The organism is Mucilaginibacter sp. Mucisp73 (assembly GCF_059491465.1).
This window is the reverse complement of sequence record NZ_CP168507.1, coordinates 2,862,805-2,880,700: the sequence shown is the minus strand read 5'-3', so window position 1 is coordinate 2,880,700 and position 17,896 is coordinate 2,862,805. Positions and strand designations below refer to the sequence as shown.

Here is a 17,896-nt window from a genome sequence, read left to right as displayed (position 1 = left end):
GATTTGTATCGACCTATCCCGCCTGGGTAACACCCTGTTGATGAGGTTTATAAAACCTGATTAACAATATTTCCGCAAGCAGGAAGATCAGCGCCAAAATTATACAAAGTTTCCATAATTGTGTGCCAAAATTTGATTCGGCAATAACACTTTTTAATGAACCGCTTCCTGCTGTTAATAAGGGCTTTGCATTTGGCAGTATTTTTTCGAGATCGGTCGCTGTAAAATAACTCATGTCTGATTCGGCCCGGTTATCATTAAAAGCAAGTGTTGCCAGCGTACTATCCTGTTTCCGGAGCGAATAAATTCCGGGTTCATTCAATTGATCAGAAACAAATAACAACGTACTTCCCTCCTGCTGCCTTACATCCGGGATAATGCTTTGATTGCCTTTGGTGAGTTTGAGCAATTGCTTTTCGGTGGTTTGTACGGGTGGTACCTCAAAACTTTCGTCGGCACCAAAAGTGTAAAATAAGGGTTGGTCATGCCCGCTTAATAATGCCATCCTAAAAAGTATGGGTACAAACAGCGCATGCCTTGGCAGGTTACTAAAATCTTCGCTAAGAGGTACAGCACACATGTAAACATTCCCTTTTCCGCTGCTGTAACCCTCCCAAAAAGCTTCGCCGGTAGCAAGGTTCATCAGGCTTTCCTGCTTAGAACCGCTTTTACTCAGCTGATAATATTTTTTTACGGATGGCAAATCAGGATTTTGAGGAAAGCTCTCAAATACATTTTTAAATACTGCGCTCTGTTTGTTGATGGAGGCTACTTTTACGTCCTGGGTTATTAGCTTTTCAGGATATCCGGTATTTAAGGCTAATAACAATGACTTATAATTAGCCAGATCAGCATCGGCCGACGGAAATACAACCAGCGTCCCTCCTTTTGTCACGTACGTTCTCAACCGCTGTGCCAGTCCGGTAGCTATGGTTTTAATGTCGCTGATAATTACTATAGGGTAGCTATTAAGTGCAGCGTAATCAACGTTACCATCGGTTACACGGGATGCAGCAAAGAAAGCGTCAGATGCAAAAACAGCTTTCAGATATGGATTTGGAGCGCCTCCATCTATCAGCAGAACCGGCATTTGCTCCTTTACATTAAAACTAAAATAAAACTGGTTGTCAAATGTGACCGGGTTGTCCTGCAACTGAATTTCACCGCTCTGCCATCCAGGTTTTAAGCCCGAAAATGATAAGGTATCATTTTGAACATGGCGGGCATTGATACTGAAGCTACCGAGCGCCTTTTGCTCACCATTAATTAATATTTTGAGGGGAATCTTTTCTGCTTTTTCTGTAGCGTAATTATGTAGGCGTACAACCAGTTTTTCACTTTCACCCGGGCGATGTACCGCACCAAGGAGCCAAATCGAATCAACAGCAACATTGGGAAGGTTCCCGGCTTTAAGCTGAACAAGGTTAACGGTAATATTACTATCGGCTTTCACTGGTTTATCATTTCTGTTTTTTTGAAAATCAGAAATAATAAACACCGACTTGGCGGCTCCCGGTTGATTTTGCAATAGGTTTTCCTGTCTGCTGATAACCTGTTGTAAGCTCCTGCTTTGTGAACTTACTTTAACCGCATCAACTGCATCATTAAATTCATCACGGGTCAATAGTCTTTGATGTTTACCTTCAAAATCTTGCGTAAGTAATTGAAACCGATCATTAATATTATAAGCCGAAGTAATTTCCTTAGCACGGCGTTTAGCTTCATCAAGTAACGAGCCCTCGCGGTTAAGGGTTTCCATGGAGTAAGAATTATCCACAAAAACGCTGATCACCTGTTGTTTACCAGCATTAGCATTTTGCGCGCCGGGGATATAAGGTCGGGCAAATGCCAGTATCAGAAATAACGAAGCAAGTAAACGCGACGCCAATATCAATCGCTCCTTCAAATTGCGGCGTGAAGCCTGCTGTTCCTGCACTTCTTTCAGAAACTGTACATTACTGAAATATACCTTTTTGTATTTACGAAAATTGAACAGGTGGATCACAACCGGGATAGCCAGGCTCAGCAACGCGAATAAAAAAGCAGGATATAAAAAATACATATTTTATATAGATGGTTGTGCTATTTACAAATGTGGTAATTAAATTGAATTTCTGTTATCTTGCGGTACCGGAACATGAAAAAAATCCCCCTGTTATTAATTTTATCGCGAGTTTTATTTGGTGTCATAATTATTGCATTAAGCTTAATACAATGCCGGTACTTCCAAAATATCATTATAATATTAATGATACTCGGCTTACTATCAGATGTTTTTGATGGAATCATTGCCCGACGGCTGAACGTTTCAAGCCCCATGCTCAGACGGCTTGATTCAGGTGTCGATCAATTTTTTTGGTTGAGTATTGTGGCAGGATGTTATATCACCTGTCCACAGTTTTTTAAAGACAATCTGCTAAAGATAAGCTTGCTGGTTGCCATGGAAGCGGGTTGTTATGTCATAAGCTATATCCGGTTTGGTAAAGAGGTGGCTACACACGCCATATCTTCAAAATTTTGGACACTTGTACTGCTCGCAACTATGATTCAGGTTACCGCTACCTGCTCTTCCGTAATTTTATTTAACATTTGCTTCTACCTGGGAATAGCAACCCGCATGGAAATAATAGGCATGCTACTTATTATAAAAGAGTGGACAAACGACATCCCAACTATTTACCATGCTTTTTTGATAAGGAATGGCAAAGAGATAACGCGCCATAAACTTTTCAATGGCTAATTGCAAGGAAACAATATGGGCTTGTCTCTTTAACTATCTTAATATCGGCCTCTCCTTTCAAATCATGTATAAATAAATATATTTGGTGCATACATCAATCTACTTAAAAAATGGAATACAGAAGATTAGGCGAAAGTAAACTAAGCGTATCGGCAATAACTTTTGGAGCATGGGCAGCAGGAGGCTGGATGTGGGGCGGCAATGATGACCAGGAAGCTATTGATGCCATGCGTGCGGCTTACGATCTTGGAATAACATCAATTGATACAGCCCCGGTTTATGGACAAGGTAAAAGCGAAGAGCTGGTGGGTCGGACTATTAAAGACCTGCCCCGGGATAAAGTGCAGATCCTGACTAAATATGGCTTGCGCTGGGACCTTGCAAAAGGTGAGTTCTTTTTCAAAAGTAAAGACAACAGCGGAAAGGATATTGATGTATATCGATATGCCGGTAAAGACAGCATTATAGCCGAGTGTGAAAATAGTCTCAAACGTCTTGGTACGGATTATATCGACTTGTACCAAATTCATTGGTCGGACAAAACTACTCCTATTGACGAAACGATGGAAGCCATTTTACGTCTTCAGGAACAGGGTAAAATTCGCGAAGCAGGTGTTTGTAATTATAATTTGAGTCAAATGCAAATCGCTGCCAAAACCATTAAGCTGGCGGCAAACCAGGTTCCGTTTAGCATGGTAAACCGCGCTATTGAAGATGAGCTAATTCCTTATTGCATCGAGAATAGGAAAGCGATATTAGCTTATAGTCCCCTTGAGCGTGGTTTATTGACCGGTAAAATGAAACCCGGCCAAAATTTCGGCGAGGGCGATCATCGTGCAGGCGTCAAATACTTTAAAGATCAAAACATTGAGCGTACCAATGCCTTTCTTGCCAAAATAAAACCATTGGCCGACGAAAAAGGTGCAACTTTAGGGCAATTGGTTATCCGCTGGACAATCAATCATCCAGGCATAACTGTAGCGCTGGTTGGCGCCCGTAATGCCGAACAATCTGTTCAAAATGCCAAAGCCATCAATATTCATATCAATGGAGAGGAAATGGAGTTTATCAATAACCAGTTAAGTGATTTGGTGATTGCTGGATAAACATCTTTAACACCGCGGAGAGCTATTAGTCTCTTCGGATGATTATATAAACCTGAACCATGATCATTGATACATTACTATATAGCAGCCATTTAATATCAAGCAATAATCCTGCAATAACTGCTTTGACACTGGGGGGTACCGGAGCCATATTTAGCCTGTTTGGGGCTATACTATATGATAGCCACAAAAAACTCATGAAAAGAGGTATACAAGTTGAGGGTACGGTTATAAGTATTGAACATGAAAGGAGCAATAAAGATTCGATGGTATTAAACTACCCGGTAATTAGATATCGGACATTACAAAACGAATTGATAACAAAAAAACACAACATTGGTATCAGCAGATACTCATATAAAGAGGGTGATTCGGTAAATGTGGTATATGATCCTGCTGATAATTCGCTATTTACATTAAATGACAGTTCTTCAAAAAGCGTCCCCCTTAGCTTCATTTTACTTGGATTAACGTTATTAGCTGCATCAATTATTATTTTCATAGTGAAAGCTGGATAGCCAAAATCGGTAAAATCGAAAAAACATGTGAATCAGCGGTCAATTTCCTTATCTTCCAATTATGAAAAGATCGTTATTATTATTTCTTTTATCACTCACGCTAAAACTATCTGCCCAAAACGTACAGCAAATTCATCAAAAGGCAGTTCTAATTGATGCCCACAATGATGTTATTTCAAATGAGCTGATAACCAAAGTTGATTTAAGCAAACATCAAAGCGAAGGTAACTTCGATTTGGTTCGTGCGAAAGAAGGCGGGCTTGATGCACAAATCTTTTCTATCTGGTGCGGTGAGAGTTATGGTAAAGGATCCGGTTTTGCCTTTGCTAACCGGGAAATTGATTCTTTGTACGCGCTCATCAAGCGTAATCCTGATAAAATAGCTTTAGTGCGCAACACCAAAGAACTTAAAAAAGCTGTGGCCGACAAAAAGCTGGCGGCGTTGATTGGTGTTGAAGGCGGGCATATGATCGAAGACAGGATGGATTACATCGACAGCCTTGCTAAACGTGGGATGCGTTACCTCACCCTCACCTGGAATAACAGTACTTCATGGGCAACTTCAGCACGTGACGAGGTTACTAAAAAAGATAGTTTGAAACATTTAGGGCTCACCGATTATGGTAAGCAGATTGTTAAACACCTGAACGAGCTTGGTGTTATGGTTGACGTATCGCACGTAGGTGAACGCACTTTTTATGATGTACTGGCAACTACCACAAAGCCTGTTATCGCTTCACATAGCTGTGCTTATAGTATCGATCCATTTCGCCGCAACTTAAAGGATGACCAACTAAAGGCGCTGGCAAAAAACGGCGGTGTGGTATGCATTAATTTTTATAGTGGCTTTGTAGATAGTACCTATACACCCAAAGTGCTTAAGTTTTTGGCGCTGCATAAAACAGAGCTCGATTCATTGGCCAAAGTTTATCATGACGTCGATCTGGCCAATATCAGGATAAACGCCTTGTATAAATCGGAATCAGACAAGCTCAGACCACCGCTTGAGCTGCTGATCAAGCATATCGATTATATTGTGAAACTGATAGGTGTTGATTATGTGGGTATCGGGTCGGATTTTGATGGTGCCGAATCATACCCTCTTGGTTTGGATAGCGTTGCTGATTATCCAAAAATAACCGTAGAATTATTGAAATTAGGTTACAGCCAAAAAGATATTGATAAAATATTGGGTGAAAATGTAATGAGGGTACTTGCCGCAAATACAGGCAAATGATGTCACTTTGTTGACGATATGCGCTTTGCCTTATGCGCTTAAAATCGTAAATTCGCAACTCATTTATAATAAAATGTCTCAAGAAACTGAACACGTAAAATGCCTGATCATAGGCTCAGGTCCTGCAGGTTATACTGCAGCTATATATGCTTCCCGCGCTGATCTTAAGCCAGTTATGTATACCGGTTTACTGGCAGGCGGCCAGCTTACACAAACTACCGAAGTTGAAAACTTCCCGGGCTATCCGCAGGGCATTATGGGTCCTGAACTGATGGAAGATTTTCGCAAACAGGCTGAGCGCCTGGGTACCGAAATCCGTTTCGGATATGTTAGTTCTGTAGATTTTTCAAGCCTGCCACACAAAGTTGTAGTTGATGATGTAAAAACCATCACTGCTGATACCGTAATTATTTCAACCGGAGCTTCTGCTAAATGGCTTGGTCTGGAATCTGAACAAAAATATAGTGGCTTTGGCGTTTCTGCCTGTGCCGTGTGCGATGGCTTCTTCTTCAAAGGTCAGGATGTAGCTATAGTTGGCGCAGGTGATACCGCTGCCGAAGAAGCTACTTATTTAGCAAAGTTAGCCCGTAAGGTGTACATGATTGTTCGCAGGGATGAATTCCGCGCTTCAAAAGCGATGGTTCACCGTGTATTGAACACGCCAAACATTGAAATTTTATATAACACCGAAACCAAAGAAATTTTAGGCGATGGTCAAAGCGTTACTGGTGTTAAAGTAATTAACAACCAAACAAACGCCGAAACCGATCTTGATGTTACAGGATTCTTTGTAGCAATTGGTCACCACCCTAATACCGATATTTTTAAAGGCTGGTTACATATGGATGAAACCGGTTATATCATCACCCGTCCCGGTTCAACTGAGACCAACGTTGAAGGTGTATTTTGCGCCGGCGATGCCCAGGATCACATTTACCGCCAGGCTGTAACAGCAGCCGGCACCGGCTGTATGGCCGCTATCGACGCTGAGCGTTATCTGGCTGCCAAAGAGCATGTGGTGACGGCTTAATTAAAGTGATTAGAGATTGGAGGTTAGAGATTAGTGTCTTAGCCTCAAAAAAGCGATAGGTTTTGCCTGTCGCTTTTTTATTTTCAAAGTACTCATCATTAAATAGCAACCGTGTTAGATTGCAATGGAAAGTCCACAGCGAGGATTGGGATTGTGGGCGGGCAAAGAGAGGCGAAGTATGTAATCATCTCTACTATTGAACTAACATTTTTACACATTAAAACTTTTTAAATTTTTTAAAAAAGTTTTATCTTACGGGCTCACACTAACCTGTTAGATAAATTATGTATAAAAAGGCTTCTTTGGTACTGCTTGCTATGCTTGCAGTGTGCGCCGCCACTGTAAACGCACAAGACACCGATCCCAACCTGGGTATCATCCCCGCTCCTGTTTCCTTGAAAAAAACTTCCGGTCAATTTGTTTTGAGCCAGGAAACTACCGTTCAGGCAGATACACCATCAAATAAAGCGGTGATATTTTTTAAAGATTACCTTGCCAACAATCAGGCTTATAACAAACCGGTTGCTTTAAAAGGCAGCAGAAGCAACAACGTTATAACTCTTACTGCAGCCGGTACCGAAGGTTTACCTGCCGAAGGTTATCGCTTAACCATTACGCCACAACAAATTACTGTTGCTGGCAAAGGGGCTGGATTATTTTACGGTGTGCAAACATTACTTCAACTGATGCCTACCGAACATTCCGCTACCATAAAGCTGCCTGCCGTGCAAATTGAAGATTACCCACGCTTTGGTTACAGGGGCGCGATGCTTGATGTTGGTCGCCACTTTTTTGGGGTGGAAATGGTTAAAAAATATATCGACCTCTTGGCCGCTTATAAACTGAATACCTTTCACTGGCACCTTACTGAAGATCAGGGCTGGCGGATTGAAATAAAGAAATACCCTAAGCTTACCCAAATAAGCAGTATGCGTGCACAAACGCTTATAGGTGGTTATCACGACCGTACGCCACAACAATTTGATGGAACACCGTACGGCGGCTTTTATACACAAGATCAAATCCGCCAGGTAGTAAAGTATGCCTCAGACAGGTTTGTTACCATAGTACCTGAAATTGAAATGCCGGGGCACTCTAAAGCTGCGCTTGCTGCTTATCCCGAGTTAAGCTGTGACCCGTCAAAAACATATCAACCTGCCGAAACCTGGGGCGTATTTAACGATATTTACTGCCCTAATGAAAAAACCTTTGCTTTTTTGCAGGATGTTTTAACAGAAGTGATGGCGCTTTTCCCGAGCAAATACATTCACATTGGCGGTGACGAAGCTCCGAAGGATGCCTGGAAAAGTTCGCCATTTTGCCAGCAATTAATTAAAAAATTAAAGCTGAAAGATGAGCACGCATTGCAAAGTTATTTTATACAACGCATTGAAAAGTTTTTAAACTCAAAAGGTCGCAGTATCATTGGCTGGGATGAGATTTTAGAAGGTGGCCTTGCCCCTAACGCTACCGTTATGAGCTGGCGCGGCGAGGAAGGCGGAATAGCAGCAGCGCAGCAAAAACACGATGTGATCATGACTCCCGGAAGCAACGGCTTATACATTGACCATGGCCAGGGTAGGCCAAGCCAGGAACCTTTGAGCATTGGCGGTAACGAACCACTTTCGAAAATTTATAGTTACAACCCGACCCCAGCTGTATTATCGCCTGAGGAACAAAAATATATTAAAGGTGTACAAGCCAATTTGTGGACAGAATATGTAGCAACCGATGCCAAGGTAGAGTTTATGCTATTGCCGAGACTGCTTGCCCTGTCGGAAATAGCCTGGTCGCCATTGGCTAATAAAAATTATGTTGATTTTGCTGATACACGCTTACCTGGTCATTTGGCATGGCTGGATAAAAATGGTTTTGATTACCACGTGCCAACAGCTATAGGTGCAAAAGATACAGTGATGATAGGAAGTAAGTTAAATGCTGTATTGAAACCATCTGTTGAAGGTGCAAAAGTTCATTATACTATCGACGGTTATACCCCACGCGAAACAGATTTGATTTATACTATTCCGTTGAATTTGGAGATACCTGTTGATCAATACCGGGAACTACAAACTATCGTTATCACTCCTTCGGGCAAACGGAGCAATGTTACCCGTACATTGGTTTACAATAAAGCGCCAATGGCAGCCGTTACTTATACAGGTACAGCATCAGGACTAAAGTATCAGGTTTTTCCTGGTCTTTACAGCAGTACAAACCAACTTGGCGTTATGCCTGCCGACAGCGGCGTAACCAAAACCTTTAATACGGCCGATCTGCGAAAAAATAAAGGTAAATATGGTGTGATTTATACAGGATTTATTAATATTGAAACAGATGGCGTTTATGGCTTTGCAACGTCATCCGCAGGTGGTTCGGTTTTATTAATTGATGACCAACCGGTAGTTGATAATGATGGAAAACACACCATGAATGAACAAATGGGAGCTGTACCGTTATTAAAAGGTTATCATAAGGTAACAGTAAAATATTTTGATCAGGGTGCTGGCCCAGTATCCTTAAAAGTATTTATTACCGCACCTGGCAAAGCAAAAGCAGAGCTAACACCAGATACGTTATACAATTAAGTTGAACCATATAAAAAACATGACTAACAGGCTTTACCTTTTTGCACTTGCAATAAGTGCATTAACGGCTGGATGCAGCGGGCAGGAAACAAAAAAGCCGGCCGCTCCTACGGCACCTAAAAAGCCGGAACTGATGGCACCTTTCAGGTATCACAAACTGATAGAGGTGTCTCCGGGCCAAAGCTATGATATTTTGAGCTGGGGGCGCGGTGCCGAAGAAGCCGGTTCGTTCATGATATTGCATTCAGATTCGTCGGCCATAAAATACACTACGACAACCGGCGATTTGGATGGGGCTATTATTGACGTTTACAATTCGGATATGGATGTGGATGGCAATCCTGAAATCCTGATACAGGCTAAATCGAAAGATACAACCAATTACACGTCAATTTACGCCTTTGAGTTTAACGACAATAATAGTAAGGCCAATAAGCTGGATTTTCCGAAGCTGACCAGCTCGCAGCGCAAAGGTTACCGTGGTAATGATAATTTCTATATTAAGGAAGGTAAGCTGATGCGGGAGTTCCCGATATTTAACGGAACCGGCAAAGATGCCAAACCATCAGGAGCAAAACGCCAATTGGAGTATGGTTTACGGGGTAATGAATTTACCGTTAAGCAGTTGAGCAAAGATTCGACAAATGTAAAGCAACCGGACAATCAGCCTGCTAAAACTGATGAGAAAAAATTATCAGATAAACAAAATTCATCGTCATCCTCGTCAAAATCATCTAAGAAAAAGCATAAAAAGCGTAGAGGGTAGTTTAGTTTGCGTTACAAACGAGCGCAAGGCGAAATAAGTCAAAATATTAAAAGCGCCGTGATGAGCAGTTCATCATGGCGCTTTTTACTAATGACTAATCTCCAACCTCTAATCACTAAGATCACGTCTGTATAACCCCTACATTAAAAGCCTTTTCTATCGGTGCGTGGTTAGCCGCGTCGATACCCATTGAAATTACTTTACGGGTTTCAAGCGGGTCGATGATCCCATCAACCCAAAGCCGGGCAGCGGCATAATATGGAGTTGTTTGAGAATTATATTTATCTGTTATTTGTTTCAATAACTCGGCTTCTTTTGCTGCGTCAATCTCTTCGCCTTTCGCTTTGAGACTTGCTTCCTGGATTTGTAACAGCGTTTTCGCTGCTTGTCCGCCGCCCATCACCGCAATTTTGGCCGACGGCCAGGCATAGATCAATCGTGGATCGTACGCTTTGCCACACATGGCGTAATTGCCCGCCCCGTAACTATTGCCAATAACAATGGTAAACTTTGGCACTACTGAATTTGCTACTGCATTCACCATTTTGGCGCCGTCTTTAATGATGCCTCCCTGCTCCGAGCGGCTACCCACCATAAAACCGGTAACATCCTGTAAAAACACCAATGGAATTTTTTTTTGATTGCAATTCATGATAAAACGGGTAGCCTTATCTGCCGAATCGGAATAGATCACTCCGCCAAACTGCATCTCTCCCTTTTTTGACTTGATCACCTTGCGCTGATTAGCTACAATCCCTACAGCCCATCCGTCAATGCGGCCTAAGCCGCAAATGATAGATTGTCCGTAGCCATCTTTATAGGGTTCAAATTCTGAGTTATCCAACAAACGGAGTATGATCTCCTTCATATCATAGGCTTTTTCCCGGTTATCGGGCAGTATTCCATAAATTTCTTTTTCACTGAGTTTTGGAGCTGAGGGCTGGATCCTGTCGAAACCGGCTTTGGTATAATCGCCCGTCATACTCATGATATTGCGGATGGAATCAAGAGCGGCTTGATCATTAGGCTGTTTATAATCGGTAACGCCTGAAATTTCGCAATGAGTAGTGGCACCACCGAGGGTTTCGTTATCTACATCCTCGCCAATGGCCGATTTTACGAGATATGATCCCGCTAGGAAAACTGAACCCGTGCCTTCCACAATCATGGCCTCATCGCTCATGATAGGCAGATATGCACCTCCTGCCACGCATGAACCCATAATGGCGGCGATCTGGATAATTCCCATACTGCTCATGATAGCATTATTGCGAAAAATGCGGCCAAAGTGTTCTTTATCCGGAAAGATCTCGTCCTGCAGCGGCAGATAAACACCTGCTGAATCGACGAGGTAAATGATAGGTAACTTGTTTTCGATGGCTATTTCCTGGGCACGGAGGTTCTTCTTAGCTGTTATCGGAAACCAGGCCCCAGCTTTTACAGTTGCATCATTGGCAACTACAACACATTGCCTGCCGGATATGTACCCAATGCCACAAATAACGCCACCTGACGGACAGCCGCCATGCTCGGCGTACATGCCGTCGGCAACAAAAGCGCCGAGCTCCAGCCATGGTTTATCTTTGTCAATGAGGTAAGCTACCCGCTCGCGGGCCAGCATTTTTCCTTTTTCTTTTTGTTTGGCTGCGGCTTTTTCACCACCGCCCTGATGTACTTTGTTAAGCCGGGTGTTTAGCTCATAAACAAGCTGCTTATTAATATCTTCATTTTTATTGAATTCGATATTCATAATTGGTTTTAGATAGGACAGGTAATTTAGAAAATTTCCTATCTAAAAAAGGAAATTGTAAACGGTTTTGTTTCAAAGAGATAAAACAGTTAGCAGTAAATAGTTGGCAACAGGCAGTTCATTAGCTTATAAAACCTTCGCAAACACCAAAACTTTTGACTTAAAACTTCGAACTTAAGACTTAAATAAGGTTTTTGTCTTTAAACCATACTTCATCCGGTTTTACGTCGAAATTATCCATCAGGTTTACCAGCTCTATCGGATCGCCTGAGGTAAGAATCAGTTCGCGATTGGTTGGCTTCAGAAAACGTTGTTCAACCATTACATCCATTTGTTTAAGTAACAGATCGTAAAAGCCGTTGACGTTGAGCAAGCCTATAGGATGGTTATGCAAACCCAACTGCAGCCAGGTTAGCACCTCAAAAAACTCCTCAAGAGTGCCCCATCCGCCCGGAAGCGTAATGATGCCTTCACTAAGATCGTTCATCATTTGTTTACGCTGATGCATATTTTCTACAATGTGCAACTCGGTTAAACCTGTATGTCCTACTTCTTTATCCATCAAAAACTGCGGGATTATACCGATAACTTTACCTCCCCTGCTTAACACAGCATCGGCCATCAAACCCATAACGCCAACTTTACCGCCGCCAAACACAAGTGTAATGTTACGGCTTACCATAACCTCTGCCAATAGTTCGATGGCTTGTTTTAATGCAGGATCGCCATTAAAATTGGCGCCGCAGAACACACAGATAGATTTCATGCTCAATGATAACAAAATTTGTTCAATGGCCTATTAAGGTTTTGTTACCTGTTGATTGTATGTAATCCAATATTTATATATTTAGAAAAATTATCACATGAAAAAACCTATCTTAACCATTATCACGTTTTTTATTGTTGCAGTGCAGGCATTCGCACAAAACACCACAACTCCTAATGTTGAGCAAAAAGACGATCAATCAACAATCATCAAAAAAATAGAAACCAATAGTCAGTATACTATTGTGACCTTTGAAAACTATGCCTACCAGGATAATGCGTGGCTACAGCTCAATAAAGAGATCTTTATTCAAACTGATTTAAGCAACGCACATTATGAGTATGTCAAGTCGGAAAACATAGCCATGGTGCCCAATAAAAATGTATTAAAAAAGGCTGGTGATAAGCTTGAATTTAAGGTATATTTCAAAAAAATACCTTCTGCTGCAAAATCCATTGACATCATAGAGCATGCCGGGTTAAGCAGGTCGGGAATTAACTATTTTAATTTTTATAATGTTAGTTTAACTGAGCAAGCTGCCGCAACCAAGCATGTCAAGGTAACCGATGTTGTATTGCTTCCGCCACCACCTGTAGCCGCGGATACAGCCTCAACAGGACTGTTTAATGGAAGCCCCTCTAATGACATGCAAAACGCGATGAATTCTATGGGACCGATGTACGCATCGATGGCAAAATCAGTGCTTGACGCTCAACTCGCTTACTTTAAGCAGCCCGGCAAAATAGCCGAAATAGCTAAATTAAATAAAGATTATTTTGATGCACTTGTTAAAGTGGGGTTCAATTACGAACAGGCGTTAAAGATCATCACCGCGAACGGTTTAATTTCAAAATCATCATCAGTGACCGGCCAATAGGTTATTATCAAAAACAAAAGCGGCTGAAAGATAGAGGATCTTTCAGCCTCCTTATTTTATGCAGTTTATATTAAGAATTACCTGCTTGTATAGTTAGGCGCTTCTTTAGTGATAGTAATATCATGCGGATGACTTTCGCGCATACCAGCAGCGGTGATCCTCACAAATTTGGCACGTTGGAGGTCTTCGATATTGGCAGCACCGCAATAGTGCATGCCGGCACGTAAACCACCGATGTACTGGAAAATCACTTCGGCCATGCTGCCTTTAAACGGCACGCGACCAACAATTCCTTCCGGTACCAGTTTTGTCACTACATCGGTTTCATCCTGGAAATAACGATCTTTTGAGCCTTTGGCCATCGCCTCAACCGAACCCATACCACGGTATGATTTAAATTTACGGCCTTCATATATAATAGTTTCGCCGGGCGACTCTTCAACACCGGCAAATAATGAACCTGCCATGATTGAGCTTGCACCGGCGGCAATAGCTTTAACGATATCTCCGGTTTGTTTAATACCGCCATCGGCAATTACCGGAACGCCACGACCTTCAAGTGCCTTGGCGCACTCATATACCGCGTATAATTGTGGTACACCCACACCGGCAATGATACGGGTTGTACAAATCGAGCCCGGGCCAATACCTACTTTAACCGCATCAGCACCGGCGTCAGCAAGTGCGATAGCAGCATCGCCCGTTGCAATGTTACCGGCAATTACCTGCAGGTTAGGATAGAGTTTTTTAACTGCCTTAACCATATCAATAACTCCTTTTGAATGGCCATGAGCTGTATCAACCGTAATTACGTCGACACCGGCATTAACCAGGGCGGTTACCCGATCAATGTTATCGGCGGCCACACCAACGGCTGCACCAACACGTAAACGACCGTATTCGTCTTTACAAGCGTTAGGGAAGTTTTTAACTTTCTGAATATCTTTATAAGTGATGAGGCCTACCAGTTTCCCATCTTTATTCACAACCGGTAGTTTCTCAATCTTATTACTTTGCAATATGTTGGCAGCGTCAACTAAAGTAGTTCCTTCAGGTGCAGTGATCAGGTTGGTTTTGGTCATTACTTCACTCACGGGAACGCTCATGTCTTTTTGGAAGCGAAGATCACGATTGGTGATAATGCCTTTCAGATTATGATCGGCATCAATAACCGGGATACCGCCAATGCTAAATTCCCTCATGATCTGGAAAGCGTCTGCAAGCAAGGCGTCTTCCAGTAAAGTTACCGGATCCTGGATCATACCGCTTTCTGAACGTTTAACCTTGCGCACCTCGTCGGCCTGTGCCTGTATGGTCATGTTTTTGTGTAACATGCCTATACCGCCTGCCTGTGCAATGGCAATAGCCAGATCAGCCTCAGTAACGGTATCCATGGCTGCCGAAATGATAGGAATGTTTAACCGGATGCTTTTAGTTAAGTAAGTGCCGGTATTCACTTCGCGTGGTAAAACTTCTGAATAAGCCGGGAGTAGTAAAACGTCGTCGTAAGTTAATCCTTCGGCAACAAATTTTGATGGGTCTAACTGCATAGCAAATAATTATTTTGGAGTTATTATTTGCCGGGCAAAGGTAATAAAATATTTCGGATTTTGGAATTTCGCTTTTCTATTTATTTAAAATTGCCTTAAGATGATAATTCAGGATTTGGGATTTCGAATGTTCGATTTCGGATTTATTTTATTTTTACTGCTCAAATCCATTCAAGAATTTGGGAATTTCGCTTTCTGATTCGCCGTTAGACAAATCAAAAAGCGAATTTCCGAAATCAAAGTAATCCGAAATCGAACATCCCAATTCCGAAATCAAATTAATATTTCCCTACAATCACTTTATAAAACTGATCGAAGTTGAAATACGTATTGGCCAGTTGGATCAGCTTATCTGAAGTTATGTTTTTTACGGTCACCGTATACCTGTCATAATAATCGTAATCCAAACCTGCAAAATAGATGGTTTTGAATTTATCAGCATGTGAAAATACATTTTCCAAACTTCCTAATAATGAGCCTAACATGTAATTGCGCACCAGGGAAAGTTCCTCTTCCGGTACCAGTTCGGTTTTCAACAGGTTCATTTCTTTTTCAATCTCGGCAACCGCCGACTTACAAACATCTGCACCAACCTCTGTCGCTATAAAGAATGATCCGCCCTGCTTAAATGACGCCAGCCCCGATCCTATACCATAGGTATACCCTTTATCCTCGCGGATATTAGCCATTAACCGCGATCCAAAATAACCACCGAATACTGTATTTAAAACCTGTAACGCCTGGAAGTCTTCATGCGAACGGTTGATGATAGGCGTACCTATCCGGATAGCCGATTGCAAAGCTTCCGGTTTCTCTATAAAATAAAACAGGTCGGCGGCGGCCTTAATATCGGGCTGAATTGTAACCGCCGGGATTGGGCTGTTTTCCCAGTCTTTATCAAATGTATCGGTAAGCAATGTTAGCATTTCCGGCTCAATCTTACCCGCTATAACGATAGTGCAATTGGAAGGCTGGTACATTTTTTTGTAATGTGCCAGCATATCATCATGCTGCAGGGTTTGATAGTCGGTCATCTCAGCAGCATATCCAAAAATGGTAGTTCCATAAACAGCCCGGTTAAATGCTCTGCGGGCCACCACATCATTTTTTTGCAGACTAACCTGCAATTTTTGTTGTTGGTTGCGCTTAAAGGTTTCCAGTTCCTTCTCCGGAAAAATGGAATTATTCAGGATATCGGCAATAACCGGTAAAGTATGGTGCAGGTGTTTATTTAAGCTATACAGTGTTACCTGCGAGTTTTCATATCCATAGTCAACCTGTAAAAAGGCGCCGTAAAAGTCAATTTTGTCGGCAATCTGTGCAGCAGTTAAAGTTGTAGTGCCATCAGTAAGCATGGAGTTCACGGCCATGTTAAGCAATGGTTTCGCCGGATCAAAGCTCAGGTTACCAAAGACCCACTCAATGCGCACCAGTTCCTGATCGCCGGAGTTAAAGCAAAAAATGTTGCAGCCATTACTTAGTTTCTTGTGCTCTGGCCTAATCAGATTAATATTATCGATAGCCCTGAATTCGGGGGCTAATTTTCTGTTGATCATATGTATATTGTTTATCTGAATCAGAATTTACAGAGTTTTACAATTCACAGAATGCCATTTGAAATTCAGCTCATTCTTAAATTCTGTAAATTCTGATTCAGATGGTTTTATTTCTCAGCCAAATAAATAAGTGTTGATGAATTATCTTTTCTGAACAGTTTATTGGCTTGTGCTTTTACCTGGGCAGCGTTTACAGCAAGATATTTTGCTGTTTCATGATTGATCAGGTCAGCATCACCCAGCAATTCAAATGAGGCCAGGTTCATGGCCTTATCCAATAGCGACATTTCGGAAAATATCATGGTTGACTCGGTTTTGTTCTGAACTTTAGTAAGTTCATCTGCCGGGATCTCCTCAGTTTTTATTTTCTCCAGTTCCTCCCATAATGCAGTCTCCGCCTGTTCAATGCTGATGCCATCGAGCGGTTTGCCTTCTAACACAAACATGCCTTTATCCAAACTGCCGGTAATATAGGCATGCACCTCGCTAAAAATCTGTTTTTCCTTAATCAGCGATTTATATAACCGTGATGAATTGCCGCGCGAAAGAATATCCGAAAGCAGCTCTACCACATAGTAATCTTGATCTGTGCGGGCCCCCATCTGAAAAGCGATATACACATCATTGAGTGGTACTTTGGCGGTAACCGTTTCGCGGCGGGCTTCCTGCTGTTCAGGTTCCTGGGGAAGGCTGCGGTGATATCTTTCGCCGGCCGGGATCGGAGCAAACCATTTTTCGGAGAGCTCTTTTACCTGTTCAGTTGTTACGTTACCCCCTACTACCATAATGGCGTTTTGTGGGTTATAATGTTTTTTGAAAAACGCTTTTACGTCTTCGATTTGTGCATCCTCGATATGTTTGATGGTTTTGCCAATAGTCGCCCAACGATAAGGGTGTTTTTTGTAAACCAGCGGACGAAGCTTTAACCAAACATCGCCGTATGGCTGATTTAAGTACCGCTGTTTAAACTCCTCTATAACTACGTTACGCTGCACCTCAAGGCTTTTTTCGCTAAAAGCAAGGCTCAGCATCCGGTCACTCTCCAACCAAAATGCGGTTTCCAGGTTAGCCGATGGCAGAGTGATATAATAGTTGGTGATATCGTTGCTGGTAAAGGCATTATTTTCACCTCCTACCCTTTGCAGTGGTTCGTCATAAACAGGGATATTGACTGATCCGCCAAACATGAGATGCTCAAACAAATGGGCAAAGCCGGTTTGTTCGGGATCTTCATCGCGTGCACCAACATCATATAAAATGTTAAGCACCGCCATTGGCGTTGTATTATCTTCATGCACAATAACCCTAAGGCCATTGTTAAGTGTGAATCGGTTGAATTTAACCATGTATCTCTTAAATTTTTAATACGGATAGCAAATGTATAACTTTTGATGACATTGAAAGTGAATGCC

General features: G+C 42.1%; 14 protein-coding genes. 8 read left to right on the top strand and 6 right to left on the bottom strand.

Annotated elements, in window-relative coordinates:
- Positions 1-13: 13 nt before the first annotated feature.
- Positions 14-2,062, bottom strand: coding sequence for a vWA domain-containing protein (locus ACEN82_RS12175; RefSeq protein ID WP_413317084.1), 2,049 nt, complete (start codon positions 2,060-2,062; stop codon positions 14-16).
- 75 nt (positions 2,063-2,137) lie between these two features.
- Here ACEN82_RS12175 and ACEN82_RS12170 point away from each other — a divergent pair, with 75 nt between their 5' ends.
- The 7 genes from ACEN82_RS12170 (at position 2,138) to ACEN82_RS12140 (ending at position 9,985) form a co-directional block, all read left to right on the top strand.
- Positions 2,138-2,740: a CDP-alcohol phosphatidyltransferase family protein gene (locus tag ACEN82_RS12170; protein ID WP_413317082.1), complete on the top strand. Its 603-nt coding sequence runs from the start codon at positions 2,138-2,140 to the stop codon at positions 2,738-2,740.
- A 110-nt stretch (positions 2,741-2,850) separates the two neighbouring features.
- Positions 2,851-3,846: an aldo/keto reductase gene (locus ACEN82_RS12165; protein ID WP_413317080.1), complete on the top strand. Its 996-nt coding sequence runs from the start codon at positions 2,851-2,853 to the stop codon at positions 3,844-3,846.
- 59 nt (positions 3,847-3,905) lie between these two features.
- Positions 3,906-4,364, top strand: a complete 459-nt coding sequence (locus tag ACEN82_RS12160) for a DUF3592 domain-containing protein (protein WP_413317078.1) — start codon at positions 3,906-3,908, stop codon at positions 4,362-4,364.
- Positions 4,365-4,425: 61 nt separating this feature from the next.
- A complete protein-coding gene (locus tag ACEN82_RS12155; RefSeq protein ID WP_413317076.1) occupies positions 4,426-5,601 on the top strand; it encodes a dipeptidase in 1,176 nt (391 codons plus the stop codon).
- Between the two features lie 73 nt (positions 5,602-5,674).
- Complete coding sequence (gene trxB / locus ACEN82_RS12150; protein ID WP_090526227.1) at positions 5,675-6,631, top strand: thioredoxin-disulfide reductase; 957 nt, start codon at positions 5,675-5,677, stop codon at positions 6,629-6,631.
- Between the two features lie 284 nt (positions 6,632-6,915).
- Positions 6,916-9,219 (top strand): family 20 glycosylhydrolase, encoded by a 2,304-nt coding sequence (locus ACEN82_RS12145; RefSeq protein WP_413317073.1) that lies wholly within the window; start codon positions 6,916-6,918, stop codon positions 9,217-9,219.
- A gap of 19 nt (positions 9,220-9,238) precedes the next feature.
- Entirely contained in the window at positions 9,239-9,985 is a 747-nt protein-coding gene (locus ACEN82_RS12140; protein ID WP_413317071.1) for a hypothetical protein, read from the top strand.
- Positions 9,986-10,106: 121 nt separating this feature from the next.
- Here the strand turns inward: ACEN82_RS12140 and ACEN82_RS12135 are convergent, their stop codons facing one another.
- Both ACEN82_RS12135 and ACEN82_RS12130 read right to left on the bottom strand, forming a co-directional pair.
- A complete protein-coding gene (locus ACEN82_RS12135) occupies positions 10,107-11,735 on the bottom strand; it encodes an acyl-CoA carboxylase subunit beta (RefSeq protein WP_413317069.1) in 1,629 nt (542 codons plus the stop codon).
- A gap of 181 nt (positions 11,736-11,916) precedes the next feature.
- Positions 11,917-12,501, bottom strand: coding sequence for an LOG family protein (locus tag ACEN82_RS12130; RefSeq protein ID WP_090525665.1), 585 nt, complete (start codon positions 12,499-12,501; stop codon positions 11,917-11,919).
- Positions 12,502-12,598: 97 nt separating this feature from the next.
- Between ACEN82_RS12130 and ACEN82_RS12125 the strand changes: the two genes are divergently transcribed.
- Positions 12,599-13,378, top strand: a complete 780-nt coding sequence (locus ACEN82_RS12125) for a hypothetical protein (protein ID WP_413317067.1) — start codon at positions 12,599-12,601, stop codon at positions 13,376-13,378.
- Between the two features lie 77 nt (positions 13,379-13,455).
- Here ACEN82_RS12125 and guaB read toward each other — a convergent pair whose 3' ends face one another.
- The 3 genes from guaB to ACEN82_RS12110 form a co-directional block, all read right to left on the bottom strand.
- Positions 13,456-14,928 carry an IMP dehydrogenase gene (gene guaB / locus ACEN82_RS12120; protein ID WP_090525669.1) on the bottom strand — a complete coding sequence of 491 codons (1,473 nt, stop codon included), beginning with the start codon at positions 14,926-14,928 and terminating at the stop codon, positions 13,456-13,458.
- A 278-nt stretch (positions 14,929-15,206) separates the two neighbouring features.
- Entirely contained in the window at positions 15,207-16,484 is a 1,278-nt protein-coding gene (locus ACEN82_RS12115) for a M16 family metallopeptidase (protein ID WP_413317065.1), read from the bottom strand.
- A 107-nt stretch (positions 16,485-16,591) separates the two neighbouring features.
- The gene (locus tag ACEN82_RS12110) at positions 16,592-17,830 is read right to left on the bottom strand and encodes a M16 family metallopeptidase (RefSeq protein ID WP_413317063.1); all 1,239 of its coding nucleotides are present in this window, start codon (positions 17,828-17,830) and stop codon (positions 16,592-16,594) included.
- Positions 17,831-17,896: the final 66 nt, after the last annotated feature.